This window comes from Acinetobacter sp. UC24323 (assembly GCF_024151445.1).
Classification (GTDB): Bacteria; Pseudomonadota; Gammaproteobacteria; order Pseudomonadales; family Moraxellaceae; genus Acinetobacter; species Acinetobacter baumannii.
This window is the reverse complement of sequence record NZ_JAHIBY010000005.1, coordinates 214310-240268: the sequence shown is the minus strand read 5'-3', so window position 1 is coordinate 240268 and position 25959 is coordinate 214310. Positions and strand designations below refer to the sequence as shown.

Below are 25959 nucleotides of genomic sequence, written 5' to 3'. Positions count from 1 at the left end.
AGGCGATGAATATTCAAACTATTGTCATCATCGGTGCTGGGCAAGCAGGTGCAAGTGCAATTCTGGAACTACGTAATAACAATTACGACGGTAAAATCATTTTAATAGGTGATGAACCTCATTTACCTTATGAGCGTCCGCCTTTGTCTAAAGATATGATTCTAAGACCTGAACAGACTAAAATTGAGATTCTGTCTCAACAGAAGTTAGAAGACTTAGGTGTTGAGTTTATTAAGGGAAATGCTGTTGTAAAGATTGTACCTGAACAATATCAAGTAATTTTGGAAAGTGGTGAACATGTCCATTATGACAAGTTGTTGTTGGCAACAGGTGGTGCACCTCGGCGTCTTCCTATTTTTGATATATTAGGAAAAAATGTTTATACCCTACGGAATTTAGAGGACTCGCAAGCATTATTTTCTGTACTACAGCCAGAAAAGCGTATTGTATTGATCGGTGGTGGAGTGATTGGTCTAGAATTAGCATCTAGCGCTCGCTTTAAGGGTTGTGATGTAGTTGTGCTAGAACAAAGCCCAATGATTATGGGGCGTTCGCCAGCAATTATTAGTGAGTTTCTATTGGATCAACACCGTAGCCGAGGTGTTGATGTTCGATTAAATGTGAAAATTGTTGAAACTAAACTTCGTGGTGAAGAAATTGTCATGCTATTGGACAGTGGTGAAGAGTTAATTGCCGATGCTGTTATTTATGGCATTGGGATTGTACCGAATGCTCAATTGGCCATAGATGCTGGTTTAGATGTCGATTTTGCTATTAAAGTGAATGAAAACTGCCAAACTTCAAATCCTGATATTTATGCTGCTGGTGATGTAGCAACTCAGTTGCGTTCAGATGGTAATTATGCCCGTATTGAAACTTGGGAAAATGCCAATAATCAAGCAGGTACTTTTGCTCGTCATGTCATGGGGTTAGCACAACCTCAAGCTAATCCATCATGGTTCTGGACAGATCAATATGATTTTAATTTTCAATTCGTTGGAGATATGTCTGCAAAAGAATGGCATATACGAGGCAATATGAATCCGCAAGAAGACCAAAATGTAGGATTTACCTTATTCGGGTTAGATCAAGGCATCGTTGTTGCGGGTATTGCAGTCAATCAGGCGCGTGATGTTAGACACTTAAAAAAATTAGTTTCTAGTTCTAGCGCCTTTGATAAAGAAAAATTACTAGATATATCAATTGAATTGCGAAAATTAATTTAAATAGCCTTGTTATACTAAAAGCCTATTTAATATTGAAAAGAAAAACCGTCATGATTATATGACGGTTTTTTTATGCCTGATTATAGATATCTCTTAGAAATCGAAAGCATTAATACTTAATTTGAACTGTATAATAACTCTTAACTATTGAGAAAGCAGTTTTGTTTCATCATGATTAATATCTTTTTTAGATATATAAATTTTAAAAATCCCTTTAATTGTTTTTAAGTATTTGAAATTTAATTTAGTTTTTAATTTTATTATAATTAATTTGTCTAAAAATAAAATATTTTAAAGAAGAGGATAAAGTTTTCTTTGTTGTTTTTTTTGAATGTATAAAACTTAAGGCTAATGTCGAAATCAAAGTGATTAATAAATGATGTGCTGAGATTTTTCAAATTGATAGAAAAGGATTTTTCTATGAACCGTGCAGGAAATAAGCACTCTATTATTACGATCGCTATTTGTTTTCTAATTGCTGTGATTGAGGGAATTGATATACAGGCAGCCGGTATTGCGGCTGTAGGTATTCGAGAATCCTTTGGTTTAAATAGCTCTCAACTAGGTATTTTTTTTAGTGCAGGAATATTGGGTTTACTACCAGGCGCGTTAATGGGTGGACGTTATGCCGATCGTATTGGTCGTAAAATGGTGTTGATCGGGGCTGTGGCTATTTTTGCTGTATTTACGCTTTTTACAGTCTGGGTAAATACTTTCTATACTTTGCTATTAGTACGCTTTCTTGCTGGAGCAGGTTTAGGGGCTGCGATGCCGAATTTGATTGCTCTTGTTTCAGAAGCTGTTTCTAACGAAAATCGTGGTCGTGCCGTTGGTCTAATGTACTGTGGTATGCCAATAGGAGCTATCTTAGTATCTTTATTAGCAGCCTACGATGTAAGCGGTCACTGGCAAACGATTTTCTATGTAGGGGGAGTTGTTCCACTCTTGGTACTTCCTCTTATGATCAAATTTTTACCTGAATCTCGAGAGTTTTTACAAACGAGATTTCAAGATAAATCGATTACCCACATACAAAGCTCTTTTAAAAATCTTTTTCAAAATAATTATGCTTCACAGACTTTATTACTGTGGGCAAGCTATTTTTTTACCTTGATGGTGGTTTACATCATGTTGAGTTGGTTACCGTCTCTATTTATGGAGTTGGGATTCTCTCGTCAACAGGGCAGTTTAGCTCAAGTATTTTTCCAAATGGGAGCTGCCATTGGGACTGTTGTACTGGGTATTTTGATTGACCGCTGGAATAAAGCCTATGTGATTATCCTTATGTATATAGGTATTTTAGCTGGTTTATTTAGTTTAAATGGAGCTGGAAATCTAACTGCAATGTATGCAGCCGCAGCCTTAATGGGGACATTTACTATTGGTGGACAAGGCGTTTTATATGCTTTTGGCAGTATCGTATATCCAACAGAGATTCGGGCAACTGGTGTAGGCAGTGCCGCAGCGGTTGGACGTATTGGTGCAATGTTAGGTCCCGCAATTGCTGGTCAAGTACTCGCAATGGGAAGCGGTGCTACAGGTGTTATTTCCGCTGCTATTCCTGGAATTGTCATTTCAGCATTACTGATGCTTTTGGTAATTCGTCGATTACATCAGGCTAAATAGTCCAAAGTCCAAATAGAACAATGAAAAAAGCTCAGCTCTGGGAGCTTTTTTCATTTTATTTCAATTCAAGAAGCCCTCAAGTCTATCCACTCTAAGTTTAGAGCAAATCAATGATTGTAAATGTCAGATGAATTGACTTCGTATTTTAAATAAAAACCTTAATTGAGTAAGAAAAATGCACCCAATTGCCAATGAAAAGCTTTGGAATCGTTCATTTATCCTTTGTGTATTGAACAACCTTTTTTTATTCATTTATTACTATGCTTTACTCACCATATTACCTCTTTATATTTTAAAAGAATTATCTGGTTCAATTAGTCAGGCAGGTTTGGCACTAACTTTATTCTTGATTTCATCGATTGCCATTCGTCCTTTTGCTGGTTTGATCATTGAACGCTTAGGCGAAAAAACTGCATTGCGCGGTTCAGGATTACTGTTTGCATTTTTGGCCTTTGGTTATTTATTTATAAATCAACTATGGGTATTACTGTTGATCCGATTCATGCATGGAATCTGGTTTAGTATTTTAACTACAGTAACCGTACCTATTGTGAATGAATTCATCCCAGAGCAGAGGAAAGGCGAAGGCATGGGATATTTTGTCATGTCTACGAATTTTGCAGTTGTATTTGGGCCGATGATTGCACTAGCTACTCTGCGTTACACTAGTTTTTATAATCTATTTATTCTTCTCACTTTAATTGTGTGTCTAGGTTTGGTTTTTTGCTTTCTTATACCTGTGTCTTCGTTAAAAGATAGACAGTGGGTTCAAGCAAAGCAAAAAATTTCTTTAAACGGTATTATCGAAAGGAGAGTGGTACCTATAGGGGTGGTTGCATTATTTGTTGCCATGGCTTATTCAAGCATTATGAGTTTCATTAGTGTCTATAGCGAAACGAAACACTTACTTGCTGAAACAAGTATTTTTTTTATTATCTTTGCAATATCAATGATTATCGCGCGTCCTTGGGTTGGCTATTCGTACGATAAAAGAGGAGCTAACTCAGTGGTTTATCCTTCGTTTATTCTTTTTGCGGTAGGATTATTCTTGGTGAGTCAAATGCAAACCCAGTGGGAATATTGGTTTGCTGCGGTTTTAATTGGTGCAGGGTACGGATCACTTTTTCCTGTTTTTCAAACGATGGCTATACAAACGGTTGAGAAAAACAGAATTGGGTATGCGGTTTCAACCTTTTTTACTTTATTTGATTTAGGGCTGGCAATTGGTTCGGTTCTGGTAGGACTTATTATTGCTCAAATAGGCTATGAAAAAACTTACCAGTTGTGTGCATGGGTAACGATAATGACTTTATTTTTATATCGTTGGCTATGTAATCGAGATATAAAGACAAAAATTGGGATATGACATGGAATTACGTCACTTACGTTATTTTGTTGCGGTTGCTGAAGAGCTGAATTTTACAAAAGCGGCATTACGAATGCATACGGTACAGCCTTCGCTCAGCCAGCAAATTAAAGATTTAGAAGATGAAGTTGGTGTTCAACTTTTTATACGTAGCAAGCGAAAAGTCGAGCTTACAAAAGCAGGGGAAGTTTTTTTTAAAGAAGCTTTGATTATATTAGAGCACACAGAGAAAGCTATTAGCTTGGCTAGACAAACTGCAAAAGTTGAACAAGAACAATTAAATATTGGTTTTGTTCCAGCAGCTGAAATGAAAGTTTTCCCTTACATCATGCCGAATATTAGAGCACATTTCCCAGAGCTTACAATTGATTTTCAAAGCTTAACCGATGATGCTCAACTACAGGCGCTTAAGAAGGGCGAGATAGATATTGCTTTTACCCGTTACGGGGCTAATACAAATGAATTAGTTTCTATTCAAATCTTTCAAGAACCGTTGACTTTAATTATTCCTAAAAACTCTCCAGATGCTCAACAGGAACGCATCAGTATAAAAAGTTTTGAGCACCATAACTTTGTGATGTGTAATGAAGAAGCTTCACCTGAACTTTATCGAATTATTGATGGATTTTTTAAAAAATCTAAACTTAATATCAATGTCGTACAGTACTCAACTAACATTTTACTGAATGTTAACTTGGTTGGAATGGAAATTGGATGGAGTCTCGTTCCTCAGTATGTCATCCCACTTTTAGGAGATAAAATTGTAGTAAAAAAAACCGTAGAACCTTTGCCTATGATAGGTTTATATGTTTCTTATAGAAAAGACCATGTTAACAAAGCTATAGATTTAATTTTGGATGTACTTAAAAAACAGTTTCATCTAAATTTTTCCTTTTAAAAAAAAGCCATTCTAAAGAATGGCTTAATTACTTTTAGATGACCAAATGCATTTTTTGGAACAACTCTTCACTTATACTGTTTACTGTTTGAGGAATAGCGAGTCCTGCTATAAAACGATCAGGTCTTAAAATCACCATAGATTGATTCGTTTGACTGAACCAAGAGCGAATTTCAGTATCTACATCGCCAATAGTAATTACATGTTCATGAGAAGAACGGTTCGGTGCATCTAACTGAACAGCTGGTACGACTTGAATAAACTTGATTCCTAACTTATCCCATTTTTTCATTACATTTGGTGATATACCCCAAGTAGGATTAACTCCCCAAGCAAGAATAGCAAAGTTATTGCCAATCACTTCGTCGAGTAAAATTTTGTCTTTATTTTCAAGCTGAACATGAGGCTGGATGAACATCTTTCCGACAGGCGTATTTTTTTCTGGAAAGGGTGCCAAGATGCCTTGATGATATTTTGGCATGGGTTTAAAACGCATTTCTAACAAATAACGTTTTATTGGTTGTATGTAATTTAATACGTATGCAATACCATCACGCACAACACCTTGCCATTTCTTTGGTGGAGCAAGTACATGGCCTGCCAGAACAGATAAATTAATCATGGCTTGAGCATGATCTCTTCTTTCTAATTGGTAACTATCTAGAATTTCTGGGCCTGCAACTTTTTTGATGACTAAAGCCATCTTCCAAGCAAGGTTAAAAGCATCACGCATGCCACTATTGTAACCTTGGCCTTGCCATACAGGCATAATATGCGCTGCATCTCCAGCTAATAAAATACGGTCTACACGGAAACGGTCTGCAATACGTGCATTGTGCGTATAGACACGTTGACGAATTACTTCAATATTGTCGGTATGTGGTAAAACTTTACGCAATAAACGATTAATATTTTCGGGTTTACTTAGTTCTTCCTGAGTTTCTCCTGGCATTACCATAAACTCAAAACGACGAATACCATGTGGTAAAGCAGCCGATACATAAGGACGTACTGGATCACAGCATAAATATACATGAGGCGTCGCTAGTGGATCGTTGGCAAGGTCAATAACAATCCATTGGTTTGGAGCAGTTTCACCCTCAAAATTAATGTTAAGTGTACGGCGTACAAATGAATTCCCGCCATCGCAAGCGATTAAATACTGCGCTTGAACAATTTCCTGCTTTTGATCTTTAGTCGTTAAATTTAAAGTTACATGGTCTTTGTCTTGAGTGAAGCTATTTAATTGACGTGAAAAACGCACCTCCGTGGTTGGATAGGCTGCTAAACCTTCCAGTAAAACACGGTCAACTTGGGGTTGGATAAATGCATTACGACGTGGCCAGCCAAATTCGCGAGTCATAGGCTGGATATCCGCAAAACAGCGACCTTTGGGTGTTAAAAACCGCATAGCATGATTAGGGGTGGTGTGCGGTAAAACTTGTTTGATTAACCCTACTGACTGAATTGTACGTAATGATTCATCATCAATACCAATCGCTCTTGGATAATCAATGAGTTGGTCTAGTTGTTCAATAACAGTAACTTGTACACCTTGTTTACTTAAATAATTTGCAATTGTTAACCCAACTGGGCCTGCACCTAAAATTGCAACTTCCGTGGTGTGATGTTGAGTCTGATTCACAGTAAATATCCCTTACTATCTAGTTTTCTTATTAATATCAAAATTGAAACAAAGCTAAATTTAATCAATAGTTTAATAAGACGATTTTTTAAAGGGTTAAGTATGCTTTATTGATTTTAATGTATTGTATTTAAAGGATTTTTAAATATTTTGTAATAGGTTTTTTTAATCCCATCATTGTTTTAAATTATAATTGAAAGAAATTAATATTAGAATTTAATTTGTATATTAAAAAATTAATTTATATACACGGCTTAAATAAATATTTAGAACATTTGTATGGGGTATTAAAGAGAATAATACTTTAGCTCATTAGTAATTTTGGCACTACATGAGCTTAAAATTATTCCTGAGCATAACGGGCTCTTTGTTCTGTAGACCAGCTTTGCTTACCAGCAGCAAGCGCAAAACAGGCCGCTGCCAGAAAATTCTATGTGAACAGAAAACAAAGCGTGAGGGAAAGTCATGCTTCAATTTCATTCTTTCCTATTAGTAAAAATTTAATAATTTAGCATGTCATTTATTACCGAAAAAGTCATTTGAAATAGTTAACAATGTTTTATTGAGGTGTTTGGCTTTTTTATTTTTGAGTATTTCGGTACTATTCCTACTCTTCTTTCTGCACAAAATCTATAAAAAGCTTGCACTCATCGTAAGCTTTTAGACTGATTAATTTACTAGGGCATATGAAACGTTACTGGAAACAAACTGAATCAATAGCTTCACGTTGGACGACCGAACAAGACTGTTTTTTAATAGAAAATAATTCACTTTCTATAGATGAGCTAAAAGAGCATTTACCATTTTCTGAAGATGAAATAAGAGTTCGTAGATCAGTTTTAGGACTCGTAAGACGAGATCAGCAAATGAGACCGTATTAATTTTACCAAATGGTAAATTTTAATTGAAAATAAATATTTCAAAAGATAATAATATTTTTAAAAAAATTGCGGATGAGTTATCAAAACCATAATTTTTTTAGGTGATTGTTTAATAGTCTTTACATAAAGCTTTAACTACTTACGTTTGAGTATAATATTGTTTCACTCCTTTACATTTGTTTAATCATAATCAGAACCATAAAACATTTTAAGATCAAAACTTTATAACAATTGAGATTGAGGAGGGTAAAAATGCCAAAGTATTTAGCCGTGGCTGAAAAGGTTTATAAGAATATTAAAAAAGACGACTTATTCACCAATGACCTTACACAAAATCTGAATTGTTTAATCAGTCAGATACGTAAGGCTATTAAAGGGACTGAGTTTAAACTTAAGTTCAATTATATTGATTTTGATGAGCAGCTCACGAAGCCTCTTAATGAATGTAAAGTCAAAGTTGATCTAAGTGTAATGCCGAAGTTTGAAAACGAAGGAGAGTATTTGCTCTGGTTAGCAAGTTTTATCGAGCGAATTACCGATGGCGGAAAACCTAAATTTCCACCAATTTCACAATTAATTCCGCACGGATTTAAAATTTCTAAAGAATCATTTCCTGTAACCGTTGCTCCTCCTAAAGAAGAGCATGCAGATATGATTATTAAATATTTTAAATCGGAAGATTTTATGAAAACCAATAAAACTCCTTCGTAAAAGAATATAGAAGTATTCGTCCACCATACTTCTATATATTGCTGGTTTAAATTCAGCCACCGCCTTCTGGGGCGGTTTTTTTATAGATATTCTTTTATTTATTTCTTTCTAAAAGCAAAACCGGTTTGTCGTAATTACTGTTACACCACTCATGTTTTTTTAGCACAGCTTCTGGAACCTGAGCCATGTCTTTCACAGCAGCAAAACCCATAGAGCTATAAAAGCCCTCTAACTCGGCAAAGGGTAAACAGTAAAGCATAGAAAAATCTGAATTTTTAATTAAGAAATCAACTACCTTACGGGCGATTCCTAACCCTTCATTGCCCGGAAAAACATAAATTCCACCAAGCTCGCCGCTGTTAGCATCAATACCCACAACTCTACCTTGACCAATAATTTTCTCATCAATAGAAGCTAGTACAATAAGTTCATTATCATGTGATGGTACAAAATCAATCTCGGCATAGCGTTCGTTTATAACTTTGAGATCGGCAGGGGTCGCGAATCTTAATGAAATTTCCATCATTTTTTTCCTGCAAGTATTATCTATAATATTCAAGACTTCGTTTTTTCAAAAATATTCATACGATATAAAACAAGATAAATAATTTAGCTAATTATTTAAATTAGCCTTTTTCATATAGTGCGTATTAGATTAAAAATGAGGCGGATTAATTAACCTTCTAACCGTTTCTTCAAGTTCATCGTAATGATGAATACTTGCATCTGAAAGAGAAGGATGAAGGGTAAGAGTTGGATGAAAATATATTGTTTTCATACCAATTTTTTTGGCACCTTCTATATCTGCTTTGGGATTGTCTCCAATAAAAATACAATCTGATGGCTTACAATCTAGTTGATTGCAAGTGTATAAATAGATTTCAGGATCTGGTTTTCTTAAACCTATAGCTTCAGAAATCACGATAATCGAAAAATAGTCCGTTAATTCTAAAGCATAAAAATTTTTCTCCTGAAAAGGTGTTTTTCCATTGGATACTAAGCCTAATGTGTATCCTTGAGCATGAAGATTTTGAATAGTTTTTGGAGCATTTTCAAATGCTGTAGAGAATTTATTAAAATCATTAATGTAAGATTGCAGCAATTCAGATGTATCATATTTTTTGATATTAAAATCTTTAATTAATTGACTGTAAACAATATCTTTCCAAACGCTTCCGTTATTGTCTAGCTCTATGAATCGGTTAATAAAAGATTTTTTTAGCTCATGGGGTACTAAGTTTAAGTAGCTTACTTGCCAGTTAAGAAATTTTAAAAGTGATTCATTTCGGTTAAGAATAGTTTGATCTAGGTCAAACAAGAGAACTTTTTTCATTTTTAGCATCTTTTATAAATAGATTAATATTTATAGCGAATTTCTATCTATTGTTCAGTTTAATTAAAATACTTTTACGATTATTCTTTGAATAACTCTAAATCAAAATAGCCCATCATAAGGAGGTGCTAAAAAACCTTCTAATCATGATGGGCTTTTATTCTTAATGATTCATAGAATCAACAGCTTGAAGTATGCCTGTAAATAATATTGCTAGTTTTGATTCGGGTTGTGGCTCATTTCCATTTGCGGTAAATACGGCACACACTTTATGGCCTTTTTGAGTTTTTCCAATCACAGAAAAGTTGATGACGCCGTATTCGGATCCACCTTTGAAACCAATCTTTTGCCAATTTAAATTTTTAAAAAGTGGATTTAAAGAACTGTTCAGAGCCGGAGCATCTTGAACACTTTCAAGAAGAGGACAAATCTCATGGGCTGACATATACCATTCAGCATCTTGCCAAGTAGCCGATTTTCCAATGCTACTCACACTTGGTAGTGGCAGTTTGTCTAGCTCAGCGAGTGCTTCTAGACGAGCCGACTTTGTTCCTGTTTTAAACTTATTTCTGAGCTTTTCATTACTTGGATCAATCAGTTGAAATAGCTCTCGTGTCGTCAGCAGAGGAGAATTTCTAGGTGACAACGCTTCTATACGAGGTTTCTTTAATACCTCTATCAAGCTATCGGTTGCTGTATTATCGCTAATTTGTATCATTAACTGCGCAAGAAGTTCGAGATTTACAGGCGTACCAGCAGGCAAGTTTTGTAAAACTCCAGTTGGCAATGAGCGATTCTTTTCTTTTAAAGAAACAATAGTTTCTCTTTTTAATTCGCCTTTTTTTATTGCATCTTCATAAGCTTTTAAAACCAGTAATTTAAAAGTCGAACCGACAGCCATAGGGGTTTTATCGTTTTCTACAACCACAGGCTTGTTATCTACAATAACTAAAAGAGAGGTTTTACCGATTGCATTTTCATGTAGACCTTTAACCATTTCGTCTAGGCTTATTGTCTTAAAATGAGGCGCACTAAACCAAAGAGTACTAATTTGTCCTTGCTCATTTAAGCTAATTGAAACGGGTAATTCTCCCTTTTCGAAATTAATAGTCCCAGAGCCATTTGAAACATTAATACTTTTAAGTGCACCTAAAGAGACTTTTAAATCATCAACGATTTTTTGAATTTGTGTGATGGGAACTTGTCCTAAAAATTGAGGGCTAAATAAAGAAGCTTCTATGGGTTTATCTGCAAAAATTAATGAAAGTGTAGTCGATAAGTTATCCATTTTTTGTTCTGTCGCTGCATGAGTAGTAGAAATAACAATAGGGGAAACATTCAAAGCCATAACACCTACAGCAAAAAATAAAGCTCTAGTTACGTACATTTTCTGGGTGAGAAAGTTCTTCATTAAATGTCCTCTTATATTCAGACTTATTTACAGTTTTTTATAAAATAGTTTTAAAGTACACATTCATTTTGGCCTATCAAAACTTATATATCTATATAAATTTCTTCGATTTTATAAACCCTCATTTAATAATGAAGCTAAATTATTTACCCTTACTTTTTAATGATTTATTTTAAAGCAAATAGCATTTTGCGTGCTTGACTGCACGTAACTTGGATAATATCCTTTCCGGACTGGCCTACATTGCCAGTCGGTTTTAGCAGACCGCCTGTAATACCGCATCAGAATTATTCCTTCTGAGGAATAGTCTTGTGTGTAAGCTTCTCGTCTCCTCCTGTAGCGGTAGGACGGGAGTGGGACACCTTTGGGTGTGCTTGTGTATTACCAAGTCTGCTAACCTGCTTCCGTTGCCACCATAATTTTAATGCCTGGCAGAACTCCCAATAGAAGGAGTTGGCTTTGCGCATTCATTATTTCTTGGCTCTCACTGCCAAAAGCTATAACGATACTACTTAAATCATCTTTAAACAGCTTGATGGCCTTTAGGGTTTTCAGGCTTTAGGTTATTACGGCTCAAAAATTTGTATCAATAATAAAACTTGAGATGTGCCAAGCACAGTCTTTACGGCTTTGCTGTGCCTTTTTTCTCCCAAAAAGGGCACAGGCTTTTTTATCTCTACATCCAACAAAAAATTTTATAACGGTAAAACTATGCCAAATTTAGTTCTCCCAACACGTGCCTTATACGTTGTAAATAAAGCGATTGATCTGTTTCATCACCGTGGGTTCCACCTTATTGGGATCGACAGAATAGTGAAAGAATCAGAAATTACGAAAGCCACTTTTTATAATTACTTTCACTCCAAAGAGCGACTTATTGAAATCTGCCTGATGGTGCAAAAAGAAAAGCTCCAAGAACAAGTGGTCGCAATGGTCGAGTATGACTTAAACACTGCCGCAATAGATAAACTCAAAAAGCTTTATTATTTACATACCGATTTAGAAGGGCCGTATTACTTATTATTTAAAGCTATTTTTGAGATTAAAAATAGTTATCCCAACGCCTATCAGACCGCAATGCGCTATAGAACATGGCTCAAAAATGAAATTTACAGTCAGCTTAGAATGCTAAATGCGGATGCTTCTTTTAATGATGCCAAGCTATTTGTATATATGGTGGAGGGCACAATCATTCAGCAACTCGGTAACAACCAAGTGGATGAAAAGGATAAACTATTAGATTATTTTATATCGAAGTTTTCTTAGAACAGCGCTCTATAAGAAACAAAAGCCCCGATAATGGGGCTTTTATAATGTTAGTTACTAACTAAAATCTCAATTACCACTTATGGCTATAAGAAACTTTCAGCGTTGCACCATTTGCCACTAAATGGCTAGTGTTATTACCCGATCTTAATAATTGGCTATAGAGAGGATAGTATTTGCGGTTAAACATGTTTTCTAAACCAATCGTCACAGTGTCTTTTTTGTTAAGCGCAAAGCTACTGATTAAATCTGCTGTTGTATAAGTTTTTACATCATAGCGACCAAAACTATTTATACCGTGTAAACGGTAGTCTTCTGAACCGAAGTAAGTAGCTTGTAGACGATTTGTCCAAGTTTCAGTTGGACTATAAGAAACGTAAGCTGTGAGTTTTAACGGTGGGATACGGAAGCCTGTCATATCTTGTTCAGTACCATTTTGCGGTTTTTCACGGCCTTTCATCCATGTAACACTACCACCAGTTCCCCAAACATTGGCATCGTCCAGATAGTCAAAAGTTGCTTCAACACCAGTGACTTTTTCTTTAGTTCTAGCGAGGACTAAACCATTGTTGAATGATTGTACAGCACCAAGGTCAGAAGTAGAGTGGAAGACCGCTAAGCTTGAAGAAAAATTATTGAAATTTCCTTTCCAGCCCAACTCATAATTATCGACTTTTACAGGTTCTAAGAATGACGAACCAAGGTTAAAACCTTCACCAGCATTACGAATAATTAAACCTACATCAGGTAATTGAAAACCTTGGTTAAACGATGCATAAATTGAATGTTGGTCGTTTGGAGAGAAAGTCACATTAGCATTGTACAACCATGCATCAGCTTTCACTTTTCCGCCCTGAACGGTGTAAGGGTTAGTTTTGCCTAATTGTGATAATGGAACAAAGCTATCAATTTGGGCATAGCTGTCTTCATAACGCGTACCAGCTTCTGCCGACCATTGGTCATTAAAGCGATGCTTTAACTGTAAAAAACCACCAATACTTTGTGTGGTGAGTTCAGGTAAATAAATAAGTTTGCCAATTTTTACAAACTCTAAGCCACCAGATTGGTCATAAATTTTTTGATCAAAAATATCTAAAGGCATTTCGCTTTTTTCGCGGCTAAAGTCACCACCCCAAACCAATGAGGTGTCACCTAAAAACTCAAGTGGTGTAGTCACAGTTAAGCGGCTACCGAGTACATTATTTTCTTGATAGATCTGATCGACTTGTCCACCACGATTTGCATTTTTTCGTGCATCAAATGGTGAAAAACGAGTAAAGAAGTCGCGGTAATAAATTTGGGCATCAACCTTATTGCCAAAAAAGTCTTTATGGTTATAAGTTAAATTGTATATCTGGTTTTCGTTTTTATTTTGGTCTTTTAGCTTTAAGCCTTTAATTGCTTTCGCTGGCACTGTTCCGGCAGGGGCATTCTTCACACTTGGGTCAGATGCATAATCTGAATCTTGCTCGGCATTATAGTAGTTTGCAGCAAACTGGACATATTGGTTGTCATCAATATGGTAACCAAGCTTACCGCCGATGCTATAGCCATCAGAATCATATAAATCACCCTGACTTGGTTCTGGAGCAACACGGTCACCACTTGCATCGTACGGACTACCAATACGTTGGTAACCAAAGTCGAGTGCATAGTCAAAAGCGTTAAAGCTGCCTGTAAAATATTGATGAATATCGCCACTTAAAGCATTAGAACGGAAATTTGTTAAAGGTGTTTGTAGCCCAACGACTGTTTTGGCGGTAGGTTCGCCACCAGCCGCTTTCGTGGTAATTGAAATAATACCGCCAGAAGCGCCACTACCATAAATTGCGTTACTACCGCGAATGACTTCAATGTTAGCAATACTTTCAGGGTCGATAGCTGAAAGACCTCTTGATGTGTCGCGTGTCAGGTTCATTGGAACGCCATCGACCAAGATGAGGGCATTACGGCCCCGTAAAGTTTGACCATAATCGGTAATGGTTCGGCTTGAGTCGGAAAGGCCCGGTACGGCTTTAGCTAAAACAGTTGCAATATTTCCAGATGAACCATTTCTTAAAAGTTCAATTTGTTTTTCATCTAGCTTGGTCACTTGTTTGGCAGATGTAGAAAGTTCATCTGCACGTGAAGCGGTGATTGTAATTGTAGGGAGTGCTTCAGGTTTTTTTTCAGCATCTGTTGTCTCAGAAGGCGAGGCTGCAAAGGCCGAGTTTGAGAGAAAGATGGCTCCACCAAGTGATAGAAGTGGAATGATATTTTTTGCTTCAGACTTCCTAGTAAAAAGTTTATTACTTTTTATCTTATTTCCCATTTTCTCGCCCTGAGAGTGATTGTAAATTCGTCGAATTATAAATGAGAATGATTTTAATTAATAATATTATTAATCTATATAATAGAAGTATTTGTGGCTCTTAAATAAACATAAATAACAAAAGATCTTCTAAGAGAGTTAAGAGTTTTGATTAATTTAATACATTTTAAAAGTCTTAAAACTTGTTCATCTGTAGCATTCTTAAGGAATAAAAATCTCTTTTTATATAGGTACAAAGAAAAACAGTGACTTGAGATCAATATCTTTCCACCTATTCCATACTTGTTAATCTATTTATTGTCTAGTCGAATAGTAGTGATCAGCTTTTATCTAATTTTACGATTGAATATTACTTCCTTGTTGTATTTATGACGACATATGTAAACAAGCCTTAATCTATAACACATGAACACTTTAAAATTATTGAAAATAAAGTTTTAAGGTGTAGGTTTTGGATTTTTTTAATTTTTATCGTGATCTTCAAGCTGAGTTAAGCAACTATCCTTGGCTAGAAATGCTAGTTTCGCTCACACTTTTGATCCTTTTTGCTGCATTAGCAAATTTCATTGCTAAACGAATTATTGTTCGGGGAATACGTCATTTAGTGACTAAAATTAAGTCACTCAACCAGTCAGTTTTTGCCCAGCATAGTGTCATTAAGCGATTTGCCAATATTGTGCCGGCCATTGTTATTATGAATGGTATTACCACCGTTCCGCATTTGTCGGAAAAAGCGATTGCTTTAGTACAGATGGGCGCACAGGCATTTATTTTTCTCACGATTGCGCTCACCATTAGTGAATTATTAAATATATTTAATTTAATCTATCAGCGTAATCCAAAATCTAGAAACAAGCCGATTAAAGGTTACTTGCAACTCGTTAAACTCATTATTTTTGTTGTTTGCGGATTAATGATTTTGGGTACATTCCTGAAAAAGGATGTATTTACGTTGTTGGCTGGCTTCGGTGCAATGGCAGCCGTATTAATGTTAGTTTTCCAAAATACGATTTTGTCATTGGTCGCGAGTGTACAAATTGCCTCTTATGACATGGTACGTATTGGGGACTGGATTGAAATGCCATCGCTCAATGCTGATGGTGATGTCATTGATATTTCATTGCACACAGTGACCGTTCAAAACTTTGATAAAACATACACCACGATTCCAACCAATAAACTTGTGACAGACACTTTTAAAAACTGGCGTGGTATGAGTAATGCGGGCTGTCGCCGTATGAAGCGTTCTCTTTATATCGATCAAACTAGCGTGCACTTCATGACCGAAGAAGAGCAACAAAAACTCAAAGATTTTTTATTGCTAGATCAATACCTCAATGCCAAGCAATCTGAGATTGACGAATTTAATAAGCATTTAGGTAGTCAGTCACGTTATAACAAAAGACGCTTAACCAATATTGGAACATTTAGAGCATATGTTGAATTCTATTTGCGCCAGCATAAGGGGATTGCTCAAAATCAAACGCTTATTGTTCGCCAACTACAACCAACGAGTGAAGGTTTACCGTTAGAAATCTATGCATTTACCAATACCACTGCATGGGTTTCTTATGAAGCAATTCAGTCCGATATTTTTGATCATCTGATTGCGATTTTGCCTGAGTTTGGCTTAAGAGTGTATCAGGCACCTTCAGGCCATGATTTTCAGAAATTAACAGTAGAATAAACAACTGTTAGCGTGCTATCTATTTTATTTTCAAATAGATAGCATCTTTTTAATAATTTTATACATTAATTTATAACTATTCTTAGAAAATTATTATTAAATAGCTGTATAAGTTGACTTTGAAAGCTACATGCACATTGTAGCTTAAAAGATTTTAAGCAAACTCAATCTAAAACTTGCAGGAGTAAGGCTTAAGTAACAAATTTGACACTTTGAACAAAGAAAATACTAAATGTTTAAGAATAACAAACAATAAAGTTGCTTTACTAAGATTTGTTAGGTGAGTTGGAGTGTTTGAATGGCTACAGCAATTGAGAACAGAGCTAGACAACTTAAAAACGCTAAACGTGGAGGATATGCGCCAACCATTGCCAAAGACGTAAACAAACATAAAGTACAAAAAATAAGGAGAGCTCTAGACGAAGCTCGGCGATATGTGAGTGAACTAAATGACGAAACGGTTATCTTTGACGATCGGGACGCAAGGCAAAAGGCAGAAGGAGCCAAAGCAATTATTGAAATGTTTGAAGCAGCTTTAAGCGGTGCGTGAGCAGTATCAAACTAAAACATAATCATAAAAGACCTTGCTGAAGACACGGTTAACGTTCTAGCCCCTCGACTAGGCAACTTGGTTATTCAGCAAGGCAGTAAAATAAAAATAATTCAAATATTTCTATATTCTATTTTTTACTCAAAAAAACCAAAAAATACCGGTCAAATAATATTATTGATGAGCTTAATTTTTTTAGAAAATTATTACTAACTATAAAAATTTTTCGGATTGAAAATGTGATGGATTTTGCATTTTTATTCATTGCTGTGGTTCGTTATGGAAGTCAGTTTCAGAACACTCTTATAGATTACATTTGGTATTTCAACACTTACATATTGCAATAATATATTCATCATACTTCCCTAAAAGTCTGATCAATCGCGATGGTCAATATAAGAGGGAAGGAAATATGCCAAAATTTCTAATAATTGCCGAGAAGGTTTATAAAAAACTAGAAGAAGATAAATTGTTTTCAGATAACCTGATCGAACAACTAAATAACTTGGTCAGTATTATTCGTAAAGAGATAAAGGGAACTCCCTGTAAACTCAAATACAATTTTATCGATTTTGAAGAATGCCTAAGTAAACCTTTAAGTGAATGCACGATTAAACTCGACATGAGTTTAATGCCTAAATATAAAAATAAAGGTGAATATATTATGTGGCTAGCGAGCTTTATTGAAAGAATCACGGTTGGCGGGCAGCCAAAATTACCACCACTTTCAAGTATTGTGCCAGCCGACTTTAACGCAAAAAAAGAAGCTCAGACGGTAGTTGAAAATAAAAAAGCAGTATCGGAAGAAAATGCAAAGATGATTGTGAATTATTTTAATTCTGAAGAATATCAGAAAAATAATAAAAAAATAAATCTGGTTTAAAGCCATATAAAAGTGTGTGTCCACCGCACTTTTATAATCGCTGGAAAATTTCAGCAACCGCCTTCTGGGGCGGTTTTCTTTTGCCATATACATACTTAAACAATTACATCATAAAAAATTCCATAACTTATCTGTATAGCATGTTAAGTTTTTCTACACATCTATAAAAATTACGGAAGGGTTTAAACATGAAATGTTCATATCAAGATCTAGATGGAAATATAGTCGAATTAACTTGTGAAAGTTATATACATATACCGTCAGGTGCCAGTGGAAACAAATTGGGAATAGATAATAGGGCAGAAGACTTAATACATATCACTGAAGATTTTAGTTTTTTTAAGAAAACAGAGGCAGATTCAATACCACTCTATCGATTCGCTGTAGATGCTAATTACAATGTTTTTAATAGTGATGAGCTACCAGCTTTGGCACAAATTGGAACCGATTGGAAAGTGCTTAATGAATAACTTTGCGATTGTTAGGTAGCCTATAAGCTAATGCTTTAATATTTTGTAAAATTTATCGAATAGTAAATATTTAACTTATCTTAATACAGGTATTATAAATAGCGAACTGAAAATATAGTCTAAATATTTATAGGCAGTTTTAGACTAGATGTTGATTATATAGAGAGAAAGAACATGAAGCGCCTTATTATATTATTTCTATTAGCTTATGCTACAAGCTCCTTTGCTCAAGTGCCATTCGAAGTCAGTAAAAGTTGTTTTGTAGTGAATGGTAGAAATATTACTGAGCCTTGCTTACTTTCTTCTACAAATAACTCGACATCTAACTTTGAAAGATTAACTTTTGCTAATACAAAAGTTTTTATTAAAGAATCAAATATTTGTTCAAATAACGATTCATGTGTTTCTGTAGGAAGTAATTTGTCGAATTTAAAAGATGCGACTATTTATTATCGTGATTTAAAAACTAAAAAAATTATTGAAAAACCGGAAAAAGATTCATGGACCTGTTTTAAGCAACCAATTGATAAATTAGACTTTTGTATTTCTTATAATTAATAAAATCTATTTTTAATAAAGAAAATTCTAAATTAGTCTTGGGCATTAAATGCTTCATGGTAGCTTACATCACCTTTAGGAACATAATTTTGAAAACTTAAGGCTTGGAAGTATTCAGGGGGCACACCAGGTAGTTTTAGGTCAGGGTATGCCTTAAAACCAAAGCGACTGTAATACTTTGGATCACCTAATAAAACACAACCTTTTGCGCCTGATTTTTTTAATTTTTCTAAAGAGCTATTCATAAGCAATGATCCAATACCTTGTCCTTGCTTATTCGGCGCGACAGAAATAGGTCCTAAGCCATACCAATTCTTTTCACCTGATGAAATTTGCACTGGTGAAATTGCCACATGCCCAACAATAGTATTATCTTCAACCGCAACTAAAGAGACTGTAAGTTGTTTGTGCTTTCTTAAATTATTAACAATAAAGTGTTCAGTATGGCTCGTATGTTCAGCATTTAGAAATGCCGCTTTAGTCAATTCTTCAATTTCTTTAATATCTTCTTCTCGCTCATCACGAATAAAAATATTCATCTTAAGTTTGATCCGTTTTTCTCAGCTACTCTTTTATTTTTAGCATCAATAGGCTTAGTTAGGAATAAATTTCAATCATAAAAACTTGTATAATCCATAAATAAAATAAATGAAAGTAATATTGATAATCGGTATCAAATGATAATTATTCTTTGTATTATTCATGTAATTTTTTTAAAGCTACTTAAAGATTATGCAAAGGACTACGAAACACTTTCAAATTAATGCATTAGCACTTGCTATAGCAATGAGCACAATTTCAGCGCATGCAGAGACTGATCAGCAGACTTCGGAATATGGAACTCTTCCTACCATTAAAGTAAAAGCTGGAAGTGGCGAAGAAAATGAAAAAAGTTATATAGCAGGGAAAACAGATACAGCGGTTCCACTGGGTTTATCCGTTCGTGAGATTCCACAATCTGTTTCTGTCATTACTCAACAGCGTTTACAAGACCAGCAATTGTCAACTTTGGTTGAGGTCGCTGAAAATGTTACAGGGGTAAGTGTCAACCGTTATGAAACCAACCGAGGCGGAATCTATTCACGTGGTTTTGTAGTAGATAATTATATTATTGATGGTATTCCCACCACATATAGCTTGCCTTGGTCTTCAGGTGAAATTTTCTCAAGTATGGCCTTATATAATCATATTGATGTAGTTCGAGGGGCAACAGGTCTTACATTTGGTGCTGGAAATCCATCTGCTGCGATTAATATGGTTCGTAAGCGTGCTACGAGTACAGAGCCAACTGCTAACGTAGAAGTGAGTGCAGGGAGTTGGGATAATTACCGTGTTATGGGTGATATTGCCAACTCCCTTAATCAATCAGGGACAGTACGTGGACGAGCAGTGGCCCAATATGAACAAGGCGACAGCTATACCGACTTGTTGTCTAAAGAAAAGCTAACTTTACTGTTAAGTGCTGAAGCAGATTTATCTGAAAATACCCTTTTATCGGGTGGGGTAACTTATCAAGAAGATGATCCGCGTGGACCAATGTGGGGAGGTTTACCTGTCTGGTTTAGTGATGGCACAAAAACGAACTGGTCTAAAAATACCACTACAAGTGCTGACTGGACACGTTGGAATGTTAAATATACCAATCTATTTGCAGATTTAACTCATAAATTTAATGACAACTGGTCAGCTAAACTGTCTTATTCTCATGGTAAGCGTGATGCTAATTCAAAGCTTTTATATGTTTCGGGTAGTGTAGACAAAAATACTGGTCTAGGGCTATCTCCTTATGCATCAGCGTATGACCTTGAGGTAGAGCAAGATAACGCTTCTTTGCAGCTCAATGGTAGTTTTGATTTGTGGGGCTTAGAGCAAAAGGTTGTTTTGGGTTATCAATATTCCAATCAGGACTTTACAGCGTATGCTCGTTCAACTGATACAAAAATGGAAATTGGCAATTTCTTTGAATGGAACGGCAGCATGCCTGAGCCAGTGTGGAATGCACCTACACTCAATGAAAAATATAATATTGAACAAAATGCACTATTCGCTGCGACTTATTTAAATCCGATTGAGCCTCTAAAATTTATTTTAGGTGGGCGTTTTACAAATTATGAAAAGAATATATATGGTCGTAGTTCATCCATAAAATATGACCACGAATTTGTTCCTTATGCAGGTATTATCTATGATTTCAATGATGTCTATACTGCATATGCAAGTTATACCAGTATTTTTCAGCCTCAAGACAATAAAGACTTTGATGGAAACTATTTAGACCCGGTTGAAGGAAACAGTACTGAAGTAGGCTTAAAATCTGCATGGTTTGATGGACGTTTGAATGGTACTTTAGCGCTTTATCATATTAAGCAAGACAATTTAGCTCAGGAAGCAGGACAAGTTACTCGTAACGGGGTAAAAGAAACCTATTATCGGGCAGCAAAAGGTGCGACGAGTGAAGGTTTTGAAGTTGAAGTAAGTGGACAAATCACACCAGACTGGAATATTACAGCAGGTTATAGCCAGTTCTCTGCCAAAGATGCAAATGATGCCGATGTTAATACCCAACTTCCTCGCAAGATGATTCAGACATTTACCACCTATAAATTACCGGGCAAATTAGAAAACATAACCGTGGGTGGCGGGGTAAATTGGCAAAGCAGTACCTATATTAATGCCGAAAATCCCAAAGAAGTTATTGAGAAAGTTGAGCAAGGAGATTATGCACTTGTAAACCTTATGGCTCGTTATCAAATTACAAAAGATTTTTCGGCTCAGCTTAATATTAACAACGTATTTGATAAAAAATATTACGGTGTTTTCCCGGCATATGGCCAAATTACTTTAGGTGCCCCTCGAAATGCGGCGCTAACACTACAATATAAGTTTTAATGAAGTTATTTTTTTAAAGCACCTAAGGGTGCTTTTTTTATAATTCTAAAAAAGAGCTAAGTATCAAAATAGCACTGGTTTTCACCTCTATTTTTTACCATTTGATAAAATCATTTTTAACTAAAATTTTACCGTTCGTCTGCTAATTAAGATAACTAAGTCATCAATTTATATATGAAAATGTGATGGATTTAACTTAAATTTATTTGCTTAAAAATTATACTAATTGATAAAAAATATAACTTGGCTATATTCCAAGAACATATTGCAGAGTTAGCAATATGCATTTCTAGGATGGAATAAAAATGAAAATAAAATTATCGAAAATAGTAATAGCCAGCTCATTATTGATATTTGCAAATATGAGTTATGCAGAGGGAGTAAAACGGTTTTCTGTCTCGGCAGGTTGGTTACATGTAATGCCTCAAGGTAAAGCTAATCCATTTAATATCAATACAAGTGTTAAAAATGGAACAGTTGCTAAAGTTGGAAGCATTTCGCCGACCAGTTTCTTAAACTCCGTTGATCCTAATGCTACAGAGGTAGATGTAGGCGGTGAACCTTTTAATCAAAAAGAGTTTCTTGAACTCGCTTTAAATGATGACTTTTTAAAAGGGCTCTTACTTGATGAAGAAGGCAATATAAAACCTGAGGTAGCAGGTGAGGCAACGATTCAAGGGTTAGAGCAGTGGCATCAAAATGATGCTGGCCTTGAAGTAGATGACACAGACACATTAGGGCTTATGTTTAACTATTACCTCAATGACAATGTGTCTTTACAATTTATTGGAGGCATTCCCCCTAAAGTCGATATTAAAGGTCAAGGCGAAATCTTGGCTCCATTAAGTGGTGTCGCGTTGTCACCACATGAGTTAGTTAAAATTCTTTTTCCGAACGGCATTACCTTAGGTCAAGCGGTCCCGATTACCAATTTAGGCAATAAACCTAAAGCAGCTAGTGTTCGTGCCTGGACACCTGCAATTGAAGCACAATATCAATTTGGGAAGAGTGGGGTGAACAAGTTTAGACCTTATTTAGGTGTGGGTTTAATGTATGCTCATTTTAATGATATTAAGCTAAATGACGAAATTCGTTCTGACCTGATCTCTGCAGGCCATATGATTCAAAATGTGTTAGATGGTAAGGCTGGGGCTGCCTTGGATCGTAAAGAGTCGAGTGGAAATATGGTGGTTAAAGTAGATGCAGATGATGCGATTGCGCCTATATTTACTGCTGGTTTTACTTATGATTTTAATGATTCTTGGTATACAGTTGCCTCAGTATCTTATGCAAAACTAAATAATCGAACACAAATTGATGTCATTAACCAAAATACGGGTGCTCGCTTAATTCATGGGTCAACTAAAGTTGATATTGATCCGATCATTACATATTTAGGGGTGGGCTACAGATTTTAATTTTTTAATCATTTGAAGCAGTATCCTGAAGATGAATTCAATAAACTAAAATCTTTGGGATACTTTTTTATTTTACATTTCTTTGTGAACACTACAAAAAAGTCTATAAATCTATGCTGATCGTAATATTGATAGCCAGTATTTATAAGCTAATCAATTAAAACTGTATGAGGTGAGATATGACTAAAATTATCGCTACCCTAGGTTTAGCAGCAATCGTTTCGCTTTCTGTGGCGGCTTGCCAAGGTGAGAATGATACTAAACAGCAAGATAAAACCACGACTCCACACTCAATGGATAAAGACTCCTAATTTTTATAAATTTTAAAGCCTATCGTTAGATGGGCTTTAAAATAACTATGCTGTGTCTTGCTATTCCTAGCTATTGTTAGCGATCAAACTAATTCTGTGTTAATAAGACAGCCCTAGAGAAAAAAATATGAATCTTCTTTTATATGTGTCAGTTGGTTTCCATAACTTGCATTGAATTGCATATGGTTTTATATGGCATGTACTTAAAGCCACTTTGATAAAATAACTCATTATGGCCATTACCATAAATTTCGACTGTAAAATTTAAAGGGCTGATAAGTTAAGTTTAATGACACTCACTTTTGAATAGCGAAGAAATAACTTACAAATCCAAACGCTACTCATCAAATCTATACATAAAGTTAAATTTAATAAAAATTATCTTTCTTATAATAATTTAAAAATAATTTTGAGGGCTAAAAATGAAAAAAATCATTAAAATTTTATTACTATCTAGTTTGATTTTATCTATACCATTATCTGTAGTTGCTAAAAATGTTGAGACTAAAGTAAGCTTTTTAAAAGGTTCTTCTCAAACTACGTTAACCGGAAAGTTTCAAGGTTATGATGATGTAAGATATCGAGTTTTTGCAAAAAGTGGACAGATTTTAAAATTTAATATTAATAGTTATAGTAATTTAGCTTATATTAATATTTTCGCTCCAGGTCAAAAGCCTGGTAAAGATAAGCCATTATTCGTGGGTTCGACTGTAGGTTTTTCAGGTGAAGTAACGCTACCTGTTGATGGTGATTATATTGTTCAAGTTTATCAAATGAAAAAAAGCGCACAAAGAAATAGAGCAGTTTCTTTTAATCTAGATCTACAAATATTAGATAATAAAAAATAAAATGATAATTAAAAGATTTATATAAAAGCTCTAATAGTTAGAGCTTTTATATAGGCATAAAAATAGCGTAGTGTTAATTTAAATAAATTGAATCAACAATCCCGCATTTTTCAACAAAACTTAAATCATGTGAAACTAATAGCACAGCACCATCATAACTAGAAATAGCATTTGCAAATAACTCTCTTGACTCGATATCTAAGTGATTTTCTGGTTCATCAAGTAATAAAAGTTCAGGCATAGGCTGAGCATGGCTCAAACCTAGTAAAGCAACTTTTAACTTCTCGCCACCACTAAGTTGAGCTAAGGGATATGTGCTTTTATCACCACGAATCCGAAGCTGACCTAATAAATTTCTCCACTCTAACTCAGAAATATTTAGGTTAATATTTCTTAAGTTTTCAACAGCAGAGAGATGGTCTAATAAAAAGCTAAAGTTCTGGTCGAGATAGAAGCAATTTACAAACAGTTTAATTTCATCTGTAGCAGTTACAGCAGATTGATCAATCTGTTTCAGCAAAGTTGATTTCCCAATACCATTTCGGCCAACCAAATGAATCTTTTGACAAGCTCTTAAGGCGAGATGAATTGGTTGTTGTGTCCCATAGTTGAGTTTTAAGTTATCAATTCTAAGAATTTCTCCTGATCTTTTTTGAAAAGAGGGAAATATAAATTGTTGGGGCTTAACAGTTTCTAGAAGTACTTTTTTACTCTTCAAGTCTTGCTGGCTTTGATCGATTTGACGCTGATGTTGAGAGTGAATTGCTCCTAGACTTTGTCCAGCCTGTTCTTTTTTAAAATCGAGCAAAATTTTAGCTTGTGAGTTTGAGTCACGAAGTTTGTTGCCAGCACGCTCACGTTTTTGGGCTTTCATTAAAACTTCATGCTGCTTTTGCTTCATGTGCTTAACTTCACGTTGATGCTGATGTACTGACTGTTCTAAAGCCTCGATTTGGGACTGATATTGCGCATAAAATTTTTCATAATTTCCTGTAGTGTGCTGTAGGCCATGCTCATTTAAGTGATAAATATGGTCGACTTCATTTAACAAAGTCAGATCATGACTAATAATAAGAGCGCCTACTGGATGTTTCTTTAACTGAGCAATTAACCACTGTCTAGCTTCTTGATCAAGATGGTTGCTTGGCTCATCAAGTAATAGGTAATGATCAGTTTTTAAAAATAATGCGGATAAGGCTAACTTGGTTTTTTGGCCTTCGCTCAACTGCTTAACAGGAAAGTCTAAATCGGTTGGTAGCTGAGCAGATCGTAGTAAAGCTTCCCAAATATTAGGAAGATCCCAATGTCCTTCTAACAAATCATAATCATCGTATTCAGCTTCGCCTTGTTCCACTCTTTGAAAAGCGTTGTAAAGATGGTTGACCTCTAAAGCTTCTGCAATTGTGTCTGATTGGAGACGAGTGAGCTGAGATAAATATGCATGCTTGGTTTGCCAGTTTATTTGGCCACTGATATGCATTTCTGTAATGGGTGAAATCTTGTGAAGCAATTGCATAAGTAAAGACTTACCTTGACCATTGCGGCCAATTAAGGCTGATACTTGATGATGCTCAAGTGAGAAATTCAAGTCTTTAAACATCACTTTTGAAGGAAACTCCAAAGTGAGTTGTGATATTACACATGCCTGCTGAGTCATAAGAACCTCATAAA

23 protein-coding genes are annotated in these 25959 nt (G+C 35.2%); 16 read left to right on the top strand and 7 right to left on the bottom strand.

The genetic code is table 11. The annotated features are described in order from the left end of the window. The first annotated feature begins 5 nt into the window (after positions 1–5). The 4 genes from hcaD to KNQ97_RS09250 all read left to right on the top strand — a co-directional run bounded on the left by hcaD (position 6) and on the right by KNQ97_RS09250 (position 5116). Positions 6–1226 carry a 3-phenylpropionate/cinnamic acid dioxygenase ferredoxin--NAD(+) reductase subunit gene (gene hcaD / locus KNQ97_RS09265; protein ID WP_001025817.1) on the top strand — a complete coding sequence of 407 codons (1221 nt, stop codon included), beginning with the start codon at positions 6–8 and terminating at the stop codon, positions 1224–1226. Between the two features lie 420 nt (positions 1227–1646). Continuing rightward, on the top strand, positions 1647–2852 hold the full coding sequence (mhpT, locus tag KNQ97_RS09260) for a 3-(3-hydroxy-phenyl)propionate transporter MhpT (protein ID WP_253612131.1): 1206 nt from the start codon (positions 1647–1649) through the stop codon (positions 2850–2852). Between the two features lie 175 nt (positions 2853–3027). Beyond that, positions 3028–4218 (top strand): MFS transporter, encoded by a 1191-nt coding sequence (locus KNQ97_RS09255; RefSeq protein WP_253612130.1) that lies wholly within the window; start codon positions 3028–3030, stop codon positions 4216–4218. Between the two features lies 1 nt (position 4219). After that, positions 4220–5116, top strand: coding sequence for a LysR substrate-binding domain-containing protein (locus KNQ97_RS09250; RefSeq protein WP_000423245.1), 897 nt, complete (start codon positions 4220–4222; stop codon positions 5114–5116). Positions 5117–5150: 34 nt separating this feature from the next. Here KNQ97_RS09250 and KNQ97_RS09245 read toward each other — a convergent pair whose 3' ends face one another. Beyond that, complete coding sequence (locus KNQ97_RS09245; RefSeq protein ID WP_001077081.1) at positions 5151–6761, bottom strand: bifunctional 3-(3-hydroxy-phenyl)propionate/3-hydroxycinnamic acid hydroxylase; 1611 nt, start codon at positions 6759–6761, stop codon at positions 5151–5153. Between the two features lie 686 nt (positions 6762–7447). Here KNQ97_RS09245 and KNQ97_RS09240 point away from each other — a divergent pair. Together KNQ97_RS09240 and KNQ97_RS09235 are read left to right on the top strand one after the other, a co-directional pair. Next, a complete protein-coding gene (locus KNQ97_RS09240) occupies positions 7448–7642 on the top strand; it encodes a hypothetical protein (protein WP_001984101.1) in 195 nt (64 codons plus the stop codon). 252 nt (positions 7643–7894) lie between these two features. Beyond that, entirely contained in the window at positions 7895–8353 is a 459-nt protein-coding gene (locus KNQ97_RS09235; protein ID WP_005111471.1) for a hypothetical protein, read from the top strand. Positions 8354–8447: 94 nt separating this feature from the next. Here KNQ97_RS09235 and KNQ97_RS09230 read toward each other — a convergent pair whose 3' ends face one another. From KNQ97_RS09230 to KNQ97_RS09220, 3 genes are all read right to left on the bottom strand, one after another. Beyond that, entirely contained in the window at positions 8448–8876 is a 429-nt protein-coding gene (locus KNQ97_RS09230) for a GNAT family N-acetyltransferase (protein WP_000406280.1), read from the bottom strand. Between the two features lie 132 nt (positions 8877–9008). Beyond that, entirely contained in the window at positions 9009–9686 is a 678-nt protein-coding gene (locus KNQ97_RS09225) for an HAD family hydrolase (RefSeq protein WP_000756789.1), read from the bottom strand. Between the two features lie 163 nt (positions 9687–9849). Beyond that, complete coding sequence (locus tag KNQ97_RS09220) at positions 9850–11097, bottom strand: serine hydrolase (protein ID WP_253612129.1); 1248 nt, start codon at positions 11095–11097, stop codon at positions 9850–9852. Positions 11098–11808: 711 nt separating this feature from the next. Between KNQ97_RS09220 and KNQ97_RS09215 the strand changes: the two genes are divergently transcribed. Next, entirely contained in the window at positions 11809–12363 is a 555-nt protein-coding gene (locus KNQ97_RS09215) for a TetR/AcrR family transcriptional regulator (RefSeq protein ID WP_001133227.1), read from the top strand. Between the two features lie 73 nt (positions 12364–12436). Here KNQ97_RS09215 and KNQ97_RS09210 read toward each other — a convergent pair whose 3' ends face one another. After that, entirely contained in the window at positions 12437–14674 is a 2238-nt protein-coding gene (locus tag KNQ97_RS09210) for a TonB-dependent receptor (RefSeq protein WP_103236427.1), read from the bottom strand. Positions 14675–15125: 451 nt separating this feature from the next. Here KNQ97_RS09210 and KNQ97_RS09205 point away from each other — a divergent pair, with 451 nt between their 5' ends. The 5 genes from KNQ97_RS09205 (at position 15126) to KNQ97_RS09185 (ending at position 18822) form a co-directional block, all read left to right on the top strand. Next, the gene (locus KNQ97_RS09205; protein ID WP_032018407.1) at positions 15126–16361 is read left to right on the top strand and encodes a mechanosensitive ion channel family protein; all 1236 of its coding nucleotides are present in this window, start codon (positions 15126–15128) and stop codon (positions 16359–16361) included. A 298-nt stretch (positions 16362–16659) separates the two neighbouring features. Next, positions 16660–16911: a hypothetical protein gene (locus KNQ97_RS09200; RefSeq protein WP_032060489.1), complete on the top strand. Its 252-nt coding sequence runs from the start codon at positions 16660–16662 to the stop codon at positions 16909–16911. A 412-nt stretch (positions 16912–17323) separates the two neighbouring features. Further along, positions 17324–17794, top strand: coding sequence for a hypothetical protein (locus KNQ97_RS09195; protein ID WP_001123841.1), 471 nt, complete (start codon positions 17324–17326; stop codon positions 17792–17794). A 188-nt stretch (positions 17795–17982) separates the two neighbouring features. After that, positions 17983–18264 (top strand): hypothetical protein, encoded by a 282-nt coding sequence (locus KNQ97_RS09190; protein WP_000650375.1) that lies wholly within the window; start codon positions 17983–17985, stop codon positions 18262–18264. Between the two features lie 174 nt (positions 18265–18438). Next, on the top strand, positions 18439–18822 hold the full coding sequence (locus KNQ97_RS09185) for a hypothetical protein (protein ID WP_000825559.1): 384 nt from the start codon (positions 18439–18441) through the stop codon (positions 18820–18822). A 32-nt stretch (positions 18823–18854) separates the two neighbouring features. Here the strand turns inward: KNQ97_RS09185 and KNQ97_RS09180 are convergent, their stop codons facing one another. Then, positions 18855–19361, bottom strand: a complete 507-nt coding sequence (locus KNQ97_RS09180) for a GNAT family N-acetyltransferase (protein ID WP_001019949.1) — start codon at positions 19359–19361, stop codon at positions 18855–18857. Positions 19362–19554: 193 nt separating this feature from the next. Here KNQ97_RS09180 and KNQ97_RS09175 point away from each other — a divergent pair, with 193 nt between their 5' ends. From KNQ97_RS09175 to KNQ97_RS09160, 4 genes are all read left to right on the top strand, one after another. Then, complete coding sequence (locus tag KNQ97_RS09175; RefSeq protein WP_103236428.1) at positions 19555–21711, top strand: TonB-dependent siderophore receptor; 2157 nt, start codon at positions 19555–19557, stop codon at positions 21709–21711. A 305-nt stretch (positions 21712–22016) separates the two neighbouring features. Further along, entirely contained in the window at positions 22017–23129 is a 1113-nt protein-coding gene (locus KNQ97_RS09170; protein ID WP_004736587.1) for an OmpW family protein, read from the top strand. Between the two features lie 179 nt (positions 23130–23308). Further along, complete coding sequence (locus KNQ97_RS09165) at positions 23309–23440, top strand: hypothetical protein (protein WP_000161254.1); 132 nt, start codon at positions 23309–23311, stop codon at positions 23438–23440. 422 nt (positions 23441–23862) lie between these two features. Further along, positions 23863–24288: a hypothetical protein gene (locus KNQ97_RS09160; protein WP_000720295.1), complete on the top strand. Its 426-nt coding sequence runs from the start codon at positions 23863–23865 to the stop codon at positions 24286–24288. 73 nt (positions 24289–24361) lie between these two features. Here KNQ97_RS09160 and KNQ97_RS09155 read toward each other — a convergent pair whose 3' ends face one another. After that, complete coding sequence (locus KNQ97_RS09155; protein ID WP_253612128.1) at positions 24362–25945, bottom strand: ATP-binding cassette domain-containing protein; 1584 nt, start codon at positions 25943–25945, stop codon at positions 24362–24364. Between the last annotated feature and the right edge of the window lie 14 nt (positions 25946–25959).

Excerpts from the sequence above, each read along its gene's own strand:
- KNQ97_RS09220 (WP_253612129.1), bottom strand. The coding sequence starts at position 11,097 with ATGAAGAACTTTCTCACCCAGAAAATGTACGTAACTAGAGCTTTATTT.
- KNQ97_RS09155 (WP_253612128.1), bottom strand. The coding sequence starts at position 25,945 with ATGACTCAGCAGGCATGTGTAATATCACAACTCACTTTGGAGTTTCCT.
- KNQ97_RS09195 (WP_001123841.1), top strand. The coding sequence starts at position 17,324 with ATGCCAAAATTTCTAATAATTGCCGAGAAGGTTTATAAAAAACTAGAA.
- KNQ97_RS09230 (WP_000406280.1), bottom strand. The coding sequence starts at position 8,876 with ATGGAAATTTCATTAAGATTCGCGACCCCTGCCGATCTCAAAGTTATA.
- KNQ97_RS09215 (WP_001133227.1), top strand. The coding sequence starts at position 11,809 with ATGCCAAATTTAGTTCTCCCAACACGTGCCTTATACGTTGTAAATAAA.
- hcaD (WP_001025817.1), top strand. The coding sequence starts at position 6 with ATGAATATTCAAACTATTGTCATCATCGGTGCTGGGCAAGCAGGTGCA.
- KNQ97_RS09235 (WP_005111471.1), top strand. The coding sequence starts at position 7,895 with ATGCCAAAGTATTTAGCCGTGGCTGAAAAGGTTTATAAGAATATTAAA.
- KNQ97_RS09200 (WP_032060489.1), top strand. The coding sequence starts at position 16,660 with ATGGCTACAGCAATTGAGAACAGAGCTAGACAACTTAAAAACGCTAAA.
- KNQ97_RS09185 (WP_000825559.1), top strand. The coding sequence starts at position 18,439 with ATGAAGCGCCTTATTATATTATTTCTATTAGCTTATGCTACAAGCTCC.
- KNQ97_RS09180 (WP_001019949.1), bottom strand. The coding sequence starts at position 19,361 with ATGAATATTTTTATTCGTGATGAGCGAGAAGAAGATATTAAAGAAATT.
- KNQ97_RS09160 (WP_000720295.1), top strand. The coding sequence starts at position 23,863 with ATGAAAAAAATCATTAAAATTTTATTACTATCTAGTTTGATTTTATCT.
- KNQ97_RS09225 (WP_000756789.1), bottom strand. The coding sequence starts at position 9,686 with ATGAAAAAAGTTCTCTTGTTTGACCTAGATCAAACTATTCTTAACCGA.
- KNQ97_RS09210 (WP_103236427.1), bottom strand. The coding sequence starts at position 14,674 with ATGGGAAATAAGATAAAAAGTAATAAACTTTTTACTAGGAAGTCTGAA.
- KNQ97_RS09190 (WP_000650375.1), top strand. The coding sequence starts at position 17,983 with ATGAAATGTTCATATCAAGATCTAGATGGAAATATAGTCGAATTAACT.
- KNQ97_RS09165 (WP_000161254.1), top strand. The coding sequence starts at position 23,309 with ATGACTAAAATTATCGCTACCCTAGGTTTAGCAGCAATCGTTTCGCTT.
- KNQ97_RS09250 (WP_000423245.1), top strand. The coding sequence starts at position 4,220 with ATGGAATTACGTCACTTACGTTATTTTGTTGCGGTTGCTGAAGAGCTG.
- KNQ97_RS09170 (WP_004736587.1), top strand. The coding sequence starts at position 22,017 with ATGAAAATAAAATTATCGAAAATAGTAATAGCCAGCTCATTATTGATA.
- mhpT (WP_253612131.1), top strand. The coding sequence starts at position 1,647 with ATGAACCGTGCAGGAAATAAGCACTCTATTATTACGATCGCTATTTGT.
- KNQ97_RS09255 (WP_253612130.1), top strand. The coding sequence starts at position 3,028 with ATGCACCCAATTGCCAATGAAAAGCTTTGGAATCGTTCATTTATCCTT.
- KNQ97_RS09175 (WP_103236428.1), top strand. The coding sequence starts at position 19,555 with ATGCAAAGGACTACGAAACACTTTCAAATTAATGCATTAGCACTTGCT.
- KNQ97_RS09240 (WP_001984101.1), top strand. The coding sequence starts at position 7,448 with ATGAAACGTTACTGGAAACAAACTGAATCAATAGCTTCACGTTGGACG.